The organism is Lysobacter capsici, from assembly GCF_014779555.2.
Classification (GTDB): domain Bacteria; phylum Pseudomonadota; class Gammaproteobacteria; order Xanthomonadales; family Xanthomonadaceae; genus Lysobacter; species Lysobacter capsici.
Genome location: NZ_CP094357.1, coordinates 2,187,843 through 2,202,344 on the forward strand (window position 1 = coordinate 2,187,843; position 14,502 = coordinate 2,202,344).

Annotated in this window: 9 protein-coding genes and 2 tRNA genes; 4 read left to right on the top strand and 7 right to left on the bottom strand. The window is 66.5% G+C overall.

Annotated features, from left to right (window positions below; translation table 11 throughout):
• Window positions 1-44: 44 nt before the first annotated feature.
• The 4 genes from alaS (at window position 45) to IEQ11_RS09135 (ending at window position 3,403) form a co-directional block, all read left to right on the top strand.
• On the top strand, window positions 45-2,678 hold the full coding sequence (gene alaS / locus IEQ11_RS09120; RefSeq protein WP_191822840.1) for an alanine--tRNA ligase: 2,634 nt from the start codon (window positions 45-47) through the stop codon (window positions 2,676-2,678).
• A gap of 144 nt (window positions 2,679-2,822) precedes the next feature.
• Complete coding sequence (gene csrA / locus IEQ11_RS09125; RefSeq protein ID WP_036111509.1) at window positions 2,823-3,026, top strand: carbon storage regulator CsrA; 204 nt, start codon at window positions 2,823-2,825, stop codon at window positions 3,024-3,026.
• A 77-nt stretch (window positions 3,027-3,103) separates the two neighbouring features.
• Window positions 3,104-3,196 (top strand) — tRNA-Ser (locus IEQ11_RS09130).
• Window positions 3,197-3,326: 130 nt separating this feature from the next.
• Window positions 3,327-3,403: transfer RNA gene (locus tag IEQ11_RS09135), tRNA-Arg, on the top strand.
• Between the two features lie 934 nt (window positions 3,404-4,337).
• On the opposite strand, the gene IEQ11_RS09140 is transcribed toward IEQ11_RS09135, so the two are convergent.
• From IEQ11_RS09140 to IEQ11_RS09170, 7 genes are all read right to left on the bottom strand, one after another.
• Window positions 4,338-5,069, bottom strand: a complete 732-nt coding sequence (locus tag IEQ11_RS09140; RefSeq protein WP_191822839.1) for a response regulator — start codon at window positions 5,067-5,069, stop codon at window positions 4,338-4,340.
• A complete protein-coding gene (locus IEQ11_RS09145; protein WP_046656230.1) occupies window positions 5,066-7,777 on the bottom strand; it encodes a sensor histidine kinase in 2,712 nt (903 codons plus the stop codon). Before IEQ11_RS09145 ends, IEQ11_RS09140 begins: the two co-directional genes overlap by 4 nt.
• A gap of 887 nt (window positions 7,778-8,664) precedes the next feature.
• A complete protein-coding gene (kdpC, locus tag IEQ11_RS09150) occupies window positions 8,665-9,264 on the bottom strand; it encodes a potassium-transporting ATPase subunit KdpC (protein ID WP_191823897.1) in 600 nt (199 codons plus the stop codon).
• Between the two features lie 87 nt (window positions 9,265-9,351).
• Window positions 9,352-11,367: a potassium-transporting ATPase subunit KdpB gene (gene kdpB, locus IEQ11_RS09155; RefSeq protein WP_191823900.1), complete on the bottom strand. Its 2,016-nt coding sequence runs from the start codon at window positions 11,365-11,367 to the stop codon at window positions 9,352-9,354.
• A 56-nt stretch (window positions 11,368-11,423) separates the two neighbouring features.
• Complete coding sequence (gene kdpA / locus IEQ11_RS09160; protein ID WP_191823898.1) at window positions 11,424-13,169, bottom strand: potassium-transporting ATPase subunit KdpA; 1,746 nt, start codon at window positions 13,167-13,169, stop codon at window positions 11,424-11,426.
• A 137-nt stretch (window positions 13,170-13,306) separates the two neighbouring features.
• Entirely contained in the window at window positions 13,307-13,399 is a 93-nt protein-coding gene (locus tag IEQ11_RS09165; RefSeq protein WP_036115829.1) for a potassium-transporting ATPase subunit F, read from the bottom strand.
• Between the two features lie 14 nt (window positions 13,400-13,413).
• A complete protein-coding gene (locus IEQ11_RS09170) occupies window positions 13,414-14,160 on the bottom strand; it encodes a TorF family putative porin (protein WP_191823899.1) in 747 nt (248 codons plus the stop codon).
• Window positions 14,161-14,502 lie beyond the last annotated feature (342 nt).

The window sequence follows — 14,502 nt, forward strand, 5'->3', positions numbered from 1 at the left end:
TCGGTCGAGCGCTCCGCTCCCGACCAGGCAAATCAATCCCAGGCATGAAGACCACCACTGAAATCCGCAGCGATTTCCTCGAGTTTTTTCGGGGCAAAGGCCACACCATCGTGCCGTCGGCACCGTTGGTGCCTGCCAACGACCCGACGTTGCTGTTCACCAACTCGGGCATGGTGCAGTTCAAGAACGTATTCCTCGGCAGCGAAAAGCCGGGCTACGTGCGCGCGTCCGACGTGCAGCGCTGCTTGCGCGCCGGCGGTAAGCACAACGACCTCGACCAGGTCGGCTACACCGCGCGTCACCACACCTTCTTCGAAATGCTGGGCAACTGGTCGTTCGGCGACTACTTCAAGGACGACGCGATCGTCTGGGCCTGGGAGCTGCTGACCAAGGTCTGGGGTCTGGCACCCGAGCGCCTGCTGGTCACGGTCTACCAGACCGACGACGAAGCCTTCGAGATCTGGAACAAGAAGATCGGCGTGCCGGCCGAACGCATCGTTCGCATCGGCGACAACAAGGGCGCGCCGTTCGCTTCCGACAACTTCTGGCAGATGGCCGACACCGGCCCCTGCGGTCCGTGCACCGAGATCTTCTACGACCACGGCGATCACATCGCCGGCGGCCCGCCGGGTTCGCCCGACGAGGACGGCGATCGTTTCATCGAGATCTGGAACCTGGTGTTCATGCAGTTCGATCGCCAGCCCGACGGCACCCTGCTGCCGTTGCCGGCGCCGTGCGTCGACACCGGCATGGGCCTGGAACGTCTGGCGGCGGTGCTGCAGGGCGTGCACGGCAACTACGAGATCGACCTGTTCCGGCATCTGATCGCCGCGGCGGCCAAGTACACCCACACCGACGACCTGGACAACAAATCGCTGCGCGTGATCGCCGATCACATCCGCGCGTGTTCGTTCCTGATCGTCGACGGCGTGCTGCCGTCGAACGACGGCCGCGGCTACGTGCTGCGCCGGATCATTCGCCGCGCCTTGCGCCACGGCTGGATGCTCGGCCAGAAGGGCGTGTTCTTCCACAAGCTGGTGCCGGCGCTGGTCGAGGTGATGGGCGACGCCTATCCCGAACTGACCGCCAAGCGCGAGTTCGTCGAAGCCGCGCTGGCCGCCGAAGAGGAGCGCTTCGCCGCGACCCTGGATTCGGGCATGCGCATCTTCGATGAGATCGCCGCGCGCTCGCAGGGCGTCATCGCCGGCGCCGACGCGTTCAAGCTCTACGACACCTACGGTTTCCCGGCCGACCTGACCGCCGACATCGCGCGCGAGCGCGGCCTGTCGGTCGACATGGCCGGTTTCGAAGTCGAGATGGAAGAGCAGCGACGCAGAGCGCGCGAAGCCGGCACATTCGGCAACAAGACCTCGATGCCGGCCGAACTGGCCGCGCAGCTCGCCCCGACCGAGTTCCTCGGCTACGACCGCCTGACCGACGGCGGCCTGCAAGTGGTCGCGCTGTTGCGCGACGGCGTGCCGGTCGACGAGTTCCGGGTCGGCGACGAAGGCGTGGTGATTCTCGACCGCACCCCGTTCTACGCCGAAAGCGGCGGCCAGGTCGGCGACAGCGGCGAGCTCGACGAAGCCGGCACCCGCTTCGTGGTCGACGACACCCAGAAATTCGCCGGCCAGTTCCACGGCCACATCGGCAGGCTCACCGCCGGCATCCTCAAGCGCGGCGACCGCGTCCTGGGCGCCGTCGACGAAGCCCGCCGCAGCGCGACCGTGCTCAACCATTCGGCGACCCACCTGCTGCACGCGGCCCTGCGCCGCCTGCTCGGCGACCACGTGACCCAGAAGGGCTCGCTGGTCGCACCGGACCGCCTGCGTTTCGATTTCTCGCACTTCAACCCGCTGACCGACGCCGAGCTCGCCCAGATCGAGCGCCAGGTCAACGCCGACGTGCGGCGCAATTACGAAGCCGAAGTCCACCAGATGGGCATGCAGGAAGCCATCGACTTCGGCGCCATGGCCTTGTTCGGCGAGAAGTACGGCGACCGCGTGCGCGTGCTGCGCATGGGCGAGGCCTCGACCGAGCTGTGCGGCGGCACCCACGTGTCCCGCACCGGCGACATCGGCCTGTTCAAGATCGTCGCCGAAAGCGGCGTCCAGGCCGGCGTGCGCCGGATCGAGGCGCTGACCGGGCAGGGCGCGCTGGACTACGTCACCCAGGAGGAGCAGCGCCTGGAGCAGGCCGCGCGCCTGCTGGGCGGCAATGCCGGCGACGTGGCCGACAAGCTGCGCGCGCTGCTGGACCGGCAGAAGAAGCTCGAGCGCGAGCTCGAGTCGATCAAGGCCAAGGCCGCCTCAGGCGCCGCCTCGGACTTGGCCGGCTCGGCGGCGGACATCGGCGGGGTCAAGCTGGTAGCGACCCGGCTGGAAGGATTTGATGCCAAGGCGTTGCGCGAGGCGGTGGATCGCCTCAAGCAGCAGCTTGGCGACGCGGTGATCGTGCTGGCGGGTGCCAGCGACGGTAAGGCGGCCCTGGTCGCCGGAGTGAACGGAAGCGCGGTTGGCAAGGTCAAAGCGGGAGAACTACTCGCGCATGTGGCCGGTCAGATCAATGGTAAAGGCGGCGGCCGCCCGGACATGGCGCAGGGCGGTGGCGATGACGGCCCGGCCCTGGTCCAGGCTCTTGCGGGCGTTGCGCAGTGGGTTGAGAGTAAGCTTGTGTGAATGGCGAACAGTGACTTCTATCGCTTGCGACCGGGTTTGACCGGTCGCTAAGATGGTTCACGTTTGTGTACAAATTGAAGCATTCTTCCTGATGGAAAAGAATGCCAACGCCGGTACTACGGTCCCGGCTCGAGGAGGTTTTCAATGCTGATCCTGACGCGTCGCGTCGGCGAAACCCTGATGATCGGCGACTCGGTGACCGTCACCGTGCTCGGCGTCAAGGGCAACCAGGTGCGTATCGGTATTACCGCGCCCAAAGATGTCGCAGTCCATCGCGAAGAGATCTATCAGCGCATCCAGCGGGGTGAGGACGCGTCGGACGATTCTGGTAAAAACGCGGGCGGCTGATAAAAAAAGTTGGCCGCAAGCGTTGCTGTAAAACGGGTGAGCCGTTATGCTTCCCGCCCGCATTGCTTCATCGATGCGGAGAGTTGCCCGAGAGGCTGAAGGGGCTCCCCTGCTAAGGGAGTATAGGGTCAAAAGCTCTATCGAGGGTTCGAATCCCTCACTCTCCGCCAGTTGTAAAAGAAGCCGCCAACGGCGGCTTTTCTTTGCGGATTCGTCGAATTCGGTACCGACGGAAAAGCAAAAAAACGGTTTGAAAAATGTTGACGATGTGCGGTTTTATCGTCATAATTTTCCAACTAGGCGCCCGTAGCTCAGCTGGATAGAGCACCAGGCTACGAACTTGGGGGTCGGAGGTTCGAATCCTTCCGGGCGCGCCATTACAAAGAAACCCGGCAATCGAAAGATTGTCGGGTTTTTCTTTGCGTCGAGTCCTTATCCAGGACAGCCGTTCTTTGTTTGCGCCGGGTTTCTCCGCGCCGGGTTTCTGTGCGCGTCCGCGGGATCCGCGCGTCGGCCGAGCATCGCGGTCGCGGGACTTCGACGCCGTATCGCACGCGTGTTCATCCTCTGTCGTTCTCGCGCGTTTGTCGTTCTCGTGCGTTCGTTGCGATGGTGACCGTTTGATCTCACTGCCTCGAACGTTTGTCGCAGCCGGGAATTCGCGGTCGCGGCTCGCGCCGCTCCTACAGTCGCCCCCTGTAGGAGCGGCGCGAGCCGCGACCGCGCTGCTGCGATGACGTCGAAAATCTGTCGTGGCTGCGGCTTGGCGATTCCAGCGCATCGAGTGTTCGTCGCGGTCGTGAGTTCGTGGTCGCAGCTCACGCCGCTCCTACAGTCGCACCCTGTAGGAGCGGCGTGAGCCGCGACCGCGCTGCTGCAATGACGTCGAAAATCTGTCATGGCTGCGGCTGGGCGATTCCAGTGCATCGAGTGTTCGTCGCGGTCGTGAGTCCGTGGTCGCAGCTCGCGCAGCTCCTACAGTCGCCCCCTGTAGGAGCGGCGTGAGCCGCGACCGCGCTGCTGCGATAACGTCGAAAATCTGTCGTAGCCGCGGCTTGGCGATTCCAGCGTATCGAGTGTTCGTCGCGGTCGTGAGTCCGTGGTCGCAGCTTGCGCAGCTCCTACAGTCGCCCCCTGTAGGAGCGGCGCGAGCCGCGACCGCGTTGTTGCGATTACGTCGAACAGCCGTCGCGGCCAGGTGATTTCAACCGCATCGACGATGCGTCGTAGTCGCGCACTCGTGAATGCGGCCGCTGTTGCGGCGGCCGCAGGTACAAAACAAGGCGACAGCTCACGCCGCGCCGCCACCGCTCACCTGGTCTCGATAAACCGCAATCCCACCCCAGGCTCGGTCGCGATATAGCGCGGCGCGGCCGCGTCGTCGCCGAGTTTGTGGCGCAGTTTGCCGACCAGGATGCGCAGGTAGTGGGTGTCTTCCTGATGGGTCGGACCCCATAGCTCGCGCAGCAGTTGCGGCTGGGTGACCACGCGGCCGGCGTGCTGGACCAGCATCGCCAGCAGCGCGTATTCCTTGCGCGCGAGCACGACCGGTTCGCCGTGCAGGTGGACTTCGCGCCGGGCCAGGTCGATGCGCAGCTGGCCATCGTCGAACACCGGCAGGATTTCGCCCTGCGGGCCGTGCGCGCGCAGCAGGGCACGCACCCGCGCCATCAGCTCCTGCACGCCGAAGGGTTTGGTCACGTAGTCGTTGGCGCCGCCGTCGAGCGCGGCGACCTTCTCGGCTTCGCTGGAACGCACGGTCAGCAGGATCACCGGCACGCTCGACCACTGGCGCAGTTCGCGCAACACGTCGAAGCCGTCGCGATCGGGCAGGCCCAGGTCGAGGATCACCAGGTCGGCGCCGCGCGTGGCCAGGCTCTCCAGGCCGCCGTTGCCGTGCTCGGCCAGCTCGACCGCGTAGCCCTGCGCGCGCAAGGCGATGTCGAGGAACTTGCGGATCTGCGGTTCGTCGTCGATCACCAGCACGCGCGCGGGCGGCGTGCTCGCCGGCGGTTGCGGGTGCGGAGCGTGGTCTTCGATCATGGGGTGGCCGCGACGGGTTCGATGGGCGGCAGGGTAATGCGGATCGTGGTGCCGCGGCGACCTTGCTCGTCGGCCAGGCCAGGCAGGGCGACCACGCTGCCGCCGTGCGCGCCGATCATGCCCTGGCAGATCGCCAGGCCCAGGCCGGTGCCCTGGCGGCCGCGATCGCCGCGTTCGACGCTGTAGAACATGTCGAAGATGCGCGCGCGTTCGTCCTCGGGAATGCCAGGGCCGCGATCGCTGACGTCGATGCGCAGGACCTGCTCGGTGGCCGCGCCGGGCTCGGCGTCGACCCGGCGCGCGTCGATCACCACCGCCGCATCGGGCGGCGAGAACTTCACCGCGTTCTCGAGCACGTTGAACAGCGCTTGTTCGATCAGCGCCGGATGCACCCAGATCGGGCCGAGCCCGGCCTGCAGGCGCACGTCGAAGCGCGCGTGGGGTTCGTAGCGTTGCAGGCGCGTCACCGCCGAGCCGATCAGTTCGTCCACGCCGATCCAGTCGCGATTGAGCGCCAGCCCGCCGTGGCCGAGCCGGGTCATGTCGAGCAGGTTCTGGATGTAGCGGTCCAGCCGCTCGCCTTCGATGCGGATGGTTTCCAGCAGGCTGTGGCGGTCCTCGCGCGGCATCGCCTCGGCGTAGTGATCCAGGCTGCTGGCCGCGCCGATGATCGAGGCCAGCGGCGAGCGCAGATCGTGCGAGACCGACGACAGCAGCGCCGAGCGCAGCCGCTCGGTCTCGCCGCTGACCCGCGAGTCCTCCAGGTCGGCGACCAGGCGAGTGCGCAGAATCGCCTGCGCGATATCGTCGGTCATCGCTTCGGCCAGGCGGCGCTGTTCCGCGCCCAGTCGCGTCAACGAAGCCGGAAAGCGCAGGCCGACCACGCCGGCGGCCGGCGCGTCGGCCGAGCTGTCGCCTTTAAGCGGCAGCAGCCACCACTCCGATCCGGCCAGAGTGTCGGTATAGCGGCCGGCGGATTGGCGATGTTTCAAGCTCCAGTCGGCCGCGGCGCGATCCTTGTCGCTCATCTCCGGCAACTGCTCGCCGCGCAGCGGCGCGGCGCCGATGTAGACGAAGGCTTCCACGCCGAGCGAACGCTTGAGCGCTTTGCGTCCGGCATGCACGACCTGGCCCACGTCGGCGGCCGTCGCCAGTTCGCGGCCGAGGGTCTGCAACTCGGTCGCGTGCGCGTTGGACGCACGCAGCGCCAGCACCTGCATGCGCAGCTTCGAGGCCAGGCGTCCTGCGACCAGCGCCGCGGCCAGGAACAGCAGCACCGTCGCCACGCCCTGGCGCGCGCCGATCAGCAAGGTGTAGCGCGGTTCGATGAAGAAGAAGTTGTAGGCCAGAAAGCACAGCACCGAGGCGATCACCGCCGCGGTCATGCGGGTGCGCGCGGCGACCACCACCACCGCGACGATGAAGATCAGCGACAGATCGCCCAGGCCGATCCAGCGTTCGGCGACCCAGGCCAGCGCGGTGGCGAAGGTCGCCGCGACCACGGCCAGGCCCGCGTCGCTGCGGGTCAGCAGGCCGCGCAGCCGGCCGCCGCTGTCGCGCAGCGAGCGGCGCGCACGCGCGCGCGCTTCCGGGGTGCTGACGATGGTGAGTTCGTAATGCGCGCCGCGCTGGATCAATTGCTGGGTCAGGGTGCGGTTGACCATGCGCGCGAGCGGGCGCTCGCGGGTGCGGCCGAGCACGATGGTCGACACGCCGGCGCGTTCGGCATGATCGAGCAGGGCATCGACCACGCTGTTGCCGTGCAGCACCACGGCCTCGCCGCCGAGCCGGCGCGCGAGCGCGAAGGCGCGGTCGAGTTCGGACTGGCGCGCTTCGGCGGGCGCATTGCCGGCCTGCACCGTCGCCACGATCCACGGCGAATCGCGGCGTTCGGCGATGCGGCGCGCGACCCGCACCAGGTATTCGGATTGGCCCAGGCCGTCGATCGCCACCAGCACCGCGCGCCGCAACGGCACCCCGGGCAGGCCGCGCGCGGTCTGCGCCTCGCGTAGATCGCTGTCGACGCGATCTGCGGCGGTTTGCATCGCCAGTTCGCGCAAGGCGGTCAGGTTCGATGGCGAGAAGAATGCCTGCAGCGCATGCGCGGCCTGTTCGGGAACGTAGACCTTGCCCTGTTGCAGGCGTTCGATCAGTTCGCGCGGCGGCAGATCGACCAGCACGATGTCGCGCAGCCGATCGAACAGCGCATCGGGCACGGTCTCGCTGACCCGCACGCCGGTGATGCGGTGGATGACGTCGTTGAGGCTTTCCAGGTGCTGGATGTTGATCGTGGTGTAGACATCGATGCCGGCGTCGAGCAGTTCGAGCACATCCTGCCAGCGCCGTTCGTGGCGGCTGCCGGGCGCATTACGGTGGGCGAGTTCGTCGACCAGGGCGACCTTGGGCTTGCGCGCCAGCAGCGCGTCGAGGTCCATTTCCTCGAGCGTGCGATCCTGGTACTCCAGCCGCTTGCGCGGCAGTACGTCGAGGCCTTCGACCAGGGCGAGGGTTTCGGCACGGCCGTGGGTTTCGACGATGCCGACCACCACGTCGATGCCGCGGCGCTGCAGTTCGCGGGCGCGGCCGAGCATGGTGTAGGTCTTGCCGACGCCGGGCGCGGCGCCCAGGAAAATGGTCAGGCGACCGGCGCCCTGGCGTTGCAGTTCGCCCATGAGGGCATCGGCTTGGGCGCTGCGGGGGTCGGTCATGGGGGAATTGTGCGCTGGGTGGGTGAGGGGTGTGTAGTGATGGGATGTGGGGTTTGGGGGCGGGCCTTTCGGTCGGGAACTGGAATGTCGTTGCTTGGCCTTTGGTTGGCTGCCCCGGCCAGGAAAAATGTCTTGTTGCCGTTGCCGTTGCCGTTGCCGTTGCCGTTGCCGTCGCCGTCGCTTCAGCTCTAAGCCTGAAGCCGCGCAGTTCATCCAGCGCTGCGACGCCTGGAACTCGCGAGAACAAAAGCACACCCGAAGGGCGGCGCACATGGATGTGCGCCGTGCGCCACCGAGACAGGATGTCTCGTGTGGCGCATGCCCGCGGAAGCTCCGCACTTGCGGGCCCTTGATTCAAAGAAAAGCATTTTTCTTTGGTTACCTTTCTTTTGTTGCTTTAGACAAAAGAAAGTAACTCGGCCGCTTGCGGACGAAAGCTGTTGATCTTGCCTCTGGCTTCAAAAGCTTTAGAGCTTCATAGCTTTCAAAGCTGCAAGCAGGATCAAAAGCTTCCGCCGCTGAAGCGGCGGGTCACTTTCTTTTGTCTAAAGCAACAAAAGAAAAGTAACCAAAGAAAAATGCTTTTTTGTGAATCAAGGGCCCGCGTGTGCGGTGCTTGCGCGGGCATGCGCCACACGGGACATCCTGTCCCGGTGGCGCACGGCGCACATCCATGTGCGCCGCCCTTCGGGTGTCCTGTTGTTCTCGCGAGTTACAAGCCTCACAGCGCTGGATGAACTGCGTGGCTTCAGGCTCGAGCCAAAGGCCGAAGCAAAAGCCGTTATGAAAGCCGTAACAAAAACTGCCATTGGAACCGGTTGTGAGTCGCAATGATTAAAACAGCAACGCCCCGCATCGAAGCGGGGCCTGCCGAAACCCATCGAAACTCAACGCGCCGCGTCCAACGCCAGATTGAGTTTGAGCACGTTCACGCGCTCCATGCCGAGCACACCGAACTGCGGCGCCTCGGTATTGGCCGCGATCAGGGCTTCGACCTGCGCCACACTGAGACCACGCGCCTTGGCCACGCGCGCCGCCTGGATCAGCGCCGCGCGCGGAGACAGGTGCGGGTCCAGACCGCCGCCGGATTGGGTGGCCAGTTCGGCGGGGACGTCGGCGATGGCGATGCCTTCGCGCTGCGCGATCGCCGCGGTGTCCTCGGCGATGCGCTTGCGCAGGTCGGGATTGCTGCGCGCCTGATTGCTGCCGGACGCGGCCGTCGGGTCGTACTTGGCCGCCGACGGGCGCGGCTGGAAATACTTGGCATCGGCGAACGGTTGCGCGATCAATTCCGATCCGACCGCATGGCCGTCGTGCTGGATGATCGAGCCGACGGCTTGCGCGGGAAACGCGAGGCGGCCCAGCGCGGTGCCGGCGAGCGAGTAGAGCAGGCCGAAGCCGAGCAGGGAGATCGCGGCGAACAGCAATGGGGCGCGTATGGAAACGCGGTCGTCGAGGGTTAGCGGTTGAGTGGTTTGGGTGGTCATTGGCGTGTCCTGTGAGGTCGGTGCGGGCGGTGGCCCTCACCCAACCCTCTCCCGCAGGCGGGAGAGGGCTTCGTTGCGCGGGCGGTGTTAGAAAATCGCGACCAGCGCCATGTCGATCAGCTTGATCGCGACGAACGGCAGCAGCACGCCGCCCAGGCCGTAGACCAGCATGTTCCGGCGCAGCAGCGCGACCGCGGTGGCGGGCTTGAAGCGCACGCCGGCCAGGGCCAGCGGAATCAGCGCGGGGATGATCAGGGCGTTGAAGATCAACGCCGCGAGCACCGCGTTGCTCGGGCTCGACAGATGCATGACGTTGAGCGCGGCCATCTGCGGAATCGCCGCGGCGAACAGCGCCGGCAGGATCGCGAAGTACTTCGACACGTCGTTGGCGAGCGAGAACGTGGTCAGCGCGCCGCGGGTGATCAGCTGTTGCTTGCCGACCTCGACCACCGCCAGCAGCTTGGCCGGATCGGAATCCAGATCGACCATGTTGCCGGCTTCCTTGGCCGCTTGCGTACCCGAGTTCATCGCCAGACCGACGTCGGCCTGGGCCAGCGCCGGGGCGTCGTTGGTGCCGTCGCCGACCATCGCCACCAGGCGGCCGCCGGCCTGCTCGGCGCGGATGCGCGCGAGTTTGTCCTCGGGCCGCGCTTCGGCGATGTAGTCGTCGACGCCGGCTTCGGCCGCGATCGCCGCGGCAGTCAGCGGGTTGTCGCCGGTGATCATCACCGTGCGCACGCCCATCGCCCGCAACCGCGCGAAACGTTCCTTGACCCCGTGCTTGACCACGTCGGACAACTCGACCACGCCGAGCACATGGCGACCTTCGGCCACCACCAGCGGGGTGGCGCCGTTGCGCGCGACCTGTTCGATGCGCGCGTTGAGTTCGGGCAGCACTTCGCCGCCGAGCGCGCGCACGTACTGAGTGATCGCATCGCCCGCGCCCTTGCGGATGGCGCGCGCGCCGCCGGGGTAGTCGGCCGGCAGGTCGACGCCGGACATGCGCGTCTGCGCGGTGAACTGCAGATAATCAGCGCGTTCGGGTTCCGGCGTGGTGCTGTGCTGCTCGCGCGCCAAGCGCACGATCGATTTGCCTTCGGGGGTGGGATCGGCGAGCGAGGACAGCAGTGCCGCATCGCGCAACTGCGAATGGTCGATACCGGCGATCGGATGGAACGCGGTCGCCTGACGGTCGCCGAAGGTGATGGTGCCGGTCTTGTCGAGCAGCAGCACGTCGACGTCGCCGGCCACTTCCACCGCCTTGCCAGATTTCGCCAGCACGTTCGCCGACAGCGCGCGGTTCATGCCGGCGATGCCGATCGCCGGCAACAGGCCGCCGATGGTGGTCGGGATCAGGCAGACCAGCAGCGCGATCAACAGCAATGGATCGAGTTTGGCGCCGACGAAACCGGCGAACAGCGGCAAGGTCGCGACCACGATCAGGAAGGTCAGGGTCATCGCCGCGAGCAGCATCGTCAGCGCGATTTCGTTCGGCGTCTTCTGCCGGTTGGCGCCTTCGACCAGGGCGATCATGCGGTCGAGGAAGCTGTGGCCGGGTTCGGCGCTGACTTCGATCACGATCTCGTCGGACAACACCTTGGTGCCGCCGATCACGCCGGAGCGGTCGGTGCCGGCTTCGCGCAGCACCGGCGCGGATTCGCCGGTGACCGCCGATTCGTTGATCGTGGCCATGCCCTTGACGATTTCGCCGTCGGCCGGGATCAGCTCGTTGGCCGAGACGATCACCCGGTCGCCGGGCTTCAAGGTCGACGCGGCGACGCGGGTTTCGTTCTTGCCGACCGTATCGAGCTTGCGCGCGACCAGATCGCGCCGCGCCGCGCGCAACGAAGCTGCCTGACCGCGGCCGCGCGCTTCGGCGACCGCTTCGGCGAAGTTGGCGAACAACACCGTCACCAGCAGGATCACGGTGACCGCGATACCGAACACGGCGTTGCCGGGAACGAAGATCGTGATCAGCGCGGCCAGCACCGTGCCGAGCAGGACGATGGCCATGATCGGGCTGCGCAGGGCATGCCGCGGCGAGAGCTTGACGAAGGATTCGAGCATCGCCGCGCGCAGGCCGGCGGCGTCGAGGCCGGCCATTGCGGTGTTGCGGCGTTGCACGCGCGGATGAGTTTGTTCGGTCACGTGGGCGTACCTCAAAGAGCGGGGCTGCTGAGCGCCGGGGCGCTCGCAGACAGCGTCAGGTGATCGGCGATCGGGCCGAGCACCAGCGCGGGCATGAATTGCAGGACGGTTAGGATCACGATCACCGCGATCAAGGTCATGGCGAAGGTCGGCGTTTCGGCGTGCAGGGTGCCGGCGCTTTCCGGCGCGACCCGCTTGCGCGCGAGCAAGCCGGCGACCGCGAGCGGAATCAGCAGCGCCGGATAGCGGCCCAGGGCGAGCACCGCGGCGCAGCTGAGGTTCCACCAGTAGGTCGCATCGCCCAGGCCTTCAAAACCCGAACCGTTGTTGGCGAACGCCGAGGTGTACTCGTAGAACACCTGGCTGATGCCATGGAAGCCGGGATTGGAATTGCCGGTGATCGAGGGAACGCCCAAGGTGATCGCGCTGAAGCCGAGCACCACCAGCGGTTGCAGCAGGATCAGCAGCGCCAGCAGTCGCACTTCGGGCGCTTCGATCTTGCGGCCGAACAGCTCCGGCGTGCGTCCGGTCATCAGCCCGGCCAAAAACACCGACAGCAGCAGATACACCAGGAACTGCTGCAGACCGCAGCCGATGCCGCCCCAGATCGCGTTGATCAGCATGTTGATCATCGCCATCGCGCCGGTCAGCGGCGCCAGCGAATCGTGCATGCCGTTGACCGAGCCGTTGCTGCTCTGGGTGGTCAGCGCGGTCCACAAGGCCGTGTCGCTGGCGCCGAAGCGGGTTTCCTTGCCTTCCATCAACGCGGCGTCCGTGCGGGTGGACGAATACGCTTCCGAACCCACGGTCAGGCCGGTCGACAGCACCGACATCAACAGCATGCTGCCGAACACCAGCGCGGTGAGTTTGCGCCGGCCGGTGAACGGACCGACCATGAAGGTCACCGCGACCGGAATCAGGATCAGCGCGAGGGTTTCGAGCAGGTTCGCGAACGGCGTCGGGTTTTCCAGCGGCACCGCGCTGTTGGGGCCGTACCAGCCGCCGCCGTTGGTGCCGAGTTGCTTGGCTGCGACCATGGCCGCGACCGGGCCGATCGGAATCTTCTGTTCCTTCATCTCGACGCTGTGGTCGAGCGGCGTGGCGCTGACCGCGCCTTGCAAGGTCGACGGTACGCCCTGCGAGGTCAGCAGCACCGCCCACACCAGGCACAGCGGCAGCATGAAACGCAGCGTGGCGCGGGTGACGTCGACCCAGTAGTTGCCCAGGTCGCGCGGCGCGCCTTCGGCTTGAACACCGGCGTCGCCGGTATGCGCCAACGCTTGACGGCCGCCGAACAGACCGCGCAGGGTCGCGACCACGATCGCCAGCCCCATCATCGGCGTCACCACCTGCAGGCCGACGATGCCGACCATCTGCGACAGATAACTCAACTGCGCCTGGCCGGAGTAATGCTGCTGGTTGGTATTGGTCAGGAACGACACCATCGTGTGCAGCGCGGTGTCCCAGCGCATATTGGGAATGGCGTCGGGATTGAACGGCAGCCAGGCCTGGGTCATGAACAACACCCAGACCAGCACCGCGAGCACGAGGTTGCTGAGCGCGAACGCCAGCGCGTAACCGCGCCAGCTCATGCCGCGCGCGGGGTCGACGCCGAGCACGCGGTAGATCGCGCCTTCGACCGGTGCGAACACCGCGTCCAAGCGCGAGCGATCGCCGCGCATGACCCGCGCCAGGTACAGGCCGAGCGGCCATCCCAGGCCGACGGCGAGCGCGAATACGAGAAAGATTTCGATCATGGTGAAGCACCGGGCGGTGAGAGATCCGCACTGGCGCGTCCGGCGCCGTTACGGATCGCGCGGCGACGAGAGGATCGTCGACGCGCTGGGGGAAGTTGGCGCGGATCGTTCCGTGATCCGCGGTGCGGCTGCGCGGACTAGAAGTCCTCGGGGCGCAGCACGACGTAGAGCAGGTAGGCGGCGGCCACCAGGACCGAGATCGCGCACACCAATGAAAGCCAGCCGGGCATAGTCGTTGCTCCTGTCAGAAGGACGCCTGCACGGCCGCTTCGATGCGCGAGCCGGCAAGCGAGTCGCCGAAGATCCGTTCGGCGTTGTGATCGGTGGCGTGCGCGCTCAGGCGCAGCTCGAACGGCGCTTTCACCGCCCAGATCGCGCTGAGCTGACCGTGGCTGTAGCTGCGGTCGTAGACGTCGTCGAGAAAGTAGTGGCCGAGCGCGGCTTCGAAACGCAGCGCATCGTTGACCGGCAAGCGCGCGCCGATCTGCGAGTAGATGCCGCGATCCTTGCTGCCGAGCGCTTCGTTCGAATAGCCCAGCGACAACCAGTAGTTGTCGCGCCAGGTCAGCGTGCCGTTGAGCTCGGTCCAGTTCAGATCGGTGGTCGTGGACGGATAGCGGTAATGCAGGACGTTGACGTCCAGGGCCCAATCCTGGGCGATCTTTCCGGCCCAGCCGACGGTGAAATCGAGTTCGCTGCTGGCATGAGTTTCGGGGGCGAACTCGACGTTCGAGCCCCAGATCGAGCCGTAGAAGCCATTGCCGGCGGCGGCCTTGAAACCGACCTGCACGGCCGGGTCGCCCTGGGTCTGCGAGCTGCCGCGCCAGACGTAATCGCTGGTCAGCGCGGCCGAGCCGGTGAAGCTCGCGCCGGTGGATTCGGCCGCGTGCGCGCGGGTGCCCAGCGCGAGCAGGCCGATGCCGGCGCAGACCGCCAGGACCAGCGGAAGGGCGGCCTCGCGGCTGCGGAACAGGTGATGCGACGACGACATGTGAGGTATCCGGGAATGGGCAACGAGGCCGGTCTGGCCACGGCGTCATTCTCGGAAGATGGGGCGTAAAGCCGCTATTTCGTGCGGGCGGTCACGGCGTAAATTTGTCGTAAACAATTGGCGCTGGGGCGTAAAGCGCCGTTGCCCGGCGCCATCGCCATCGCGAAAGCGTCGTGCTTTTTTTGCCGGAATCGTGCAGTTCATCCAGCGCTGCGAGGCTTGTAACTCGCGTTAGCAAAAGCACACCCGTAGGGCGGCGCACATGGATGTGCGCCGTGCGCCACCGAGACAGGATGTCTCGTGTGGCGCATGCCTGCGAATGCACCGATCGCGCGGGCCCTT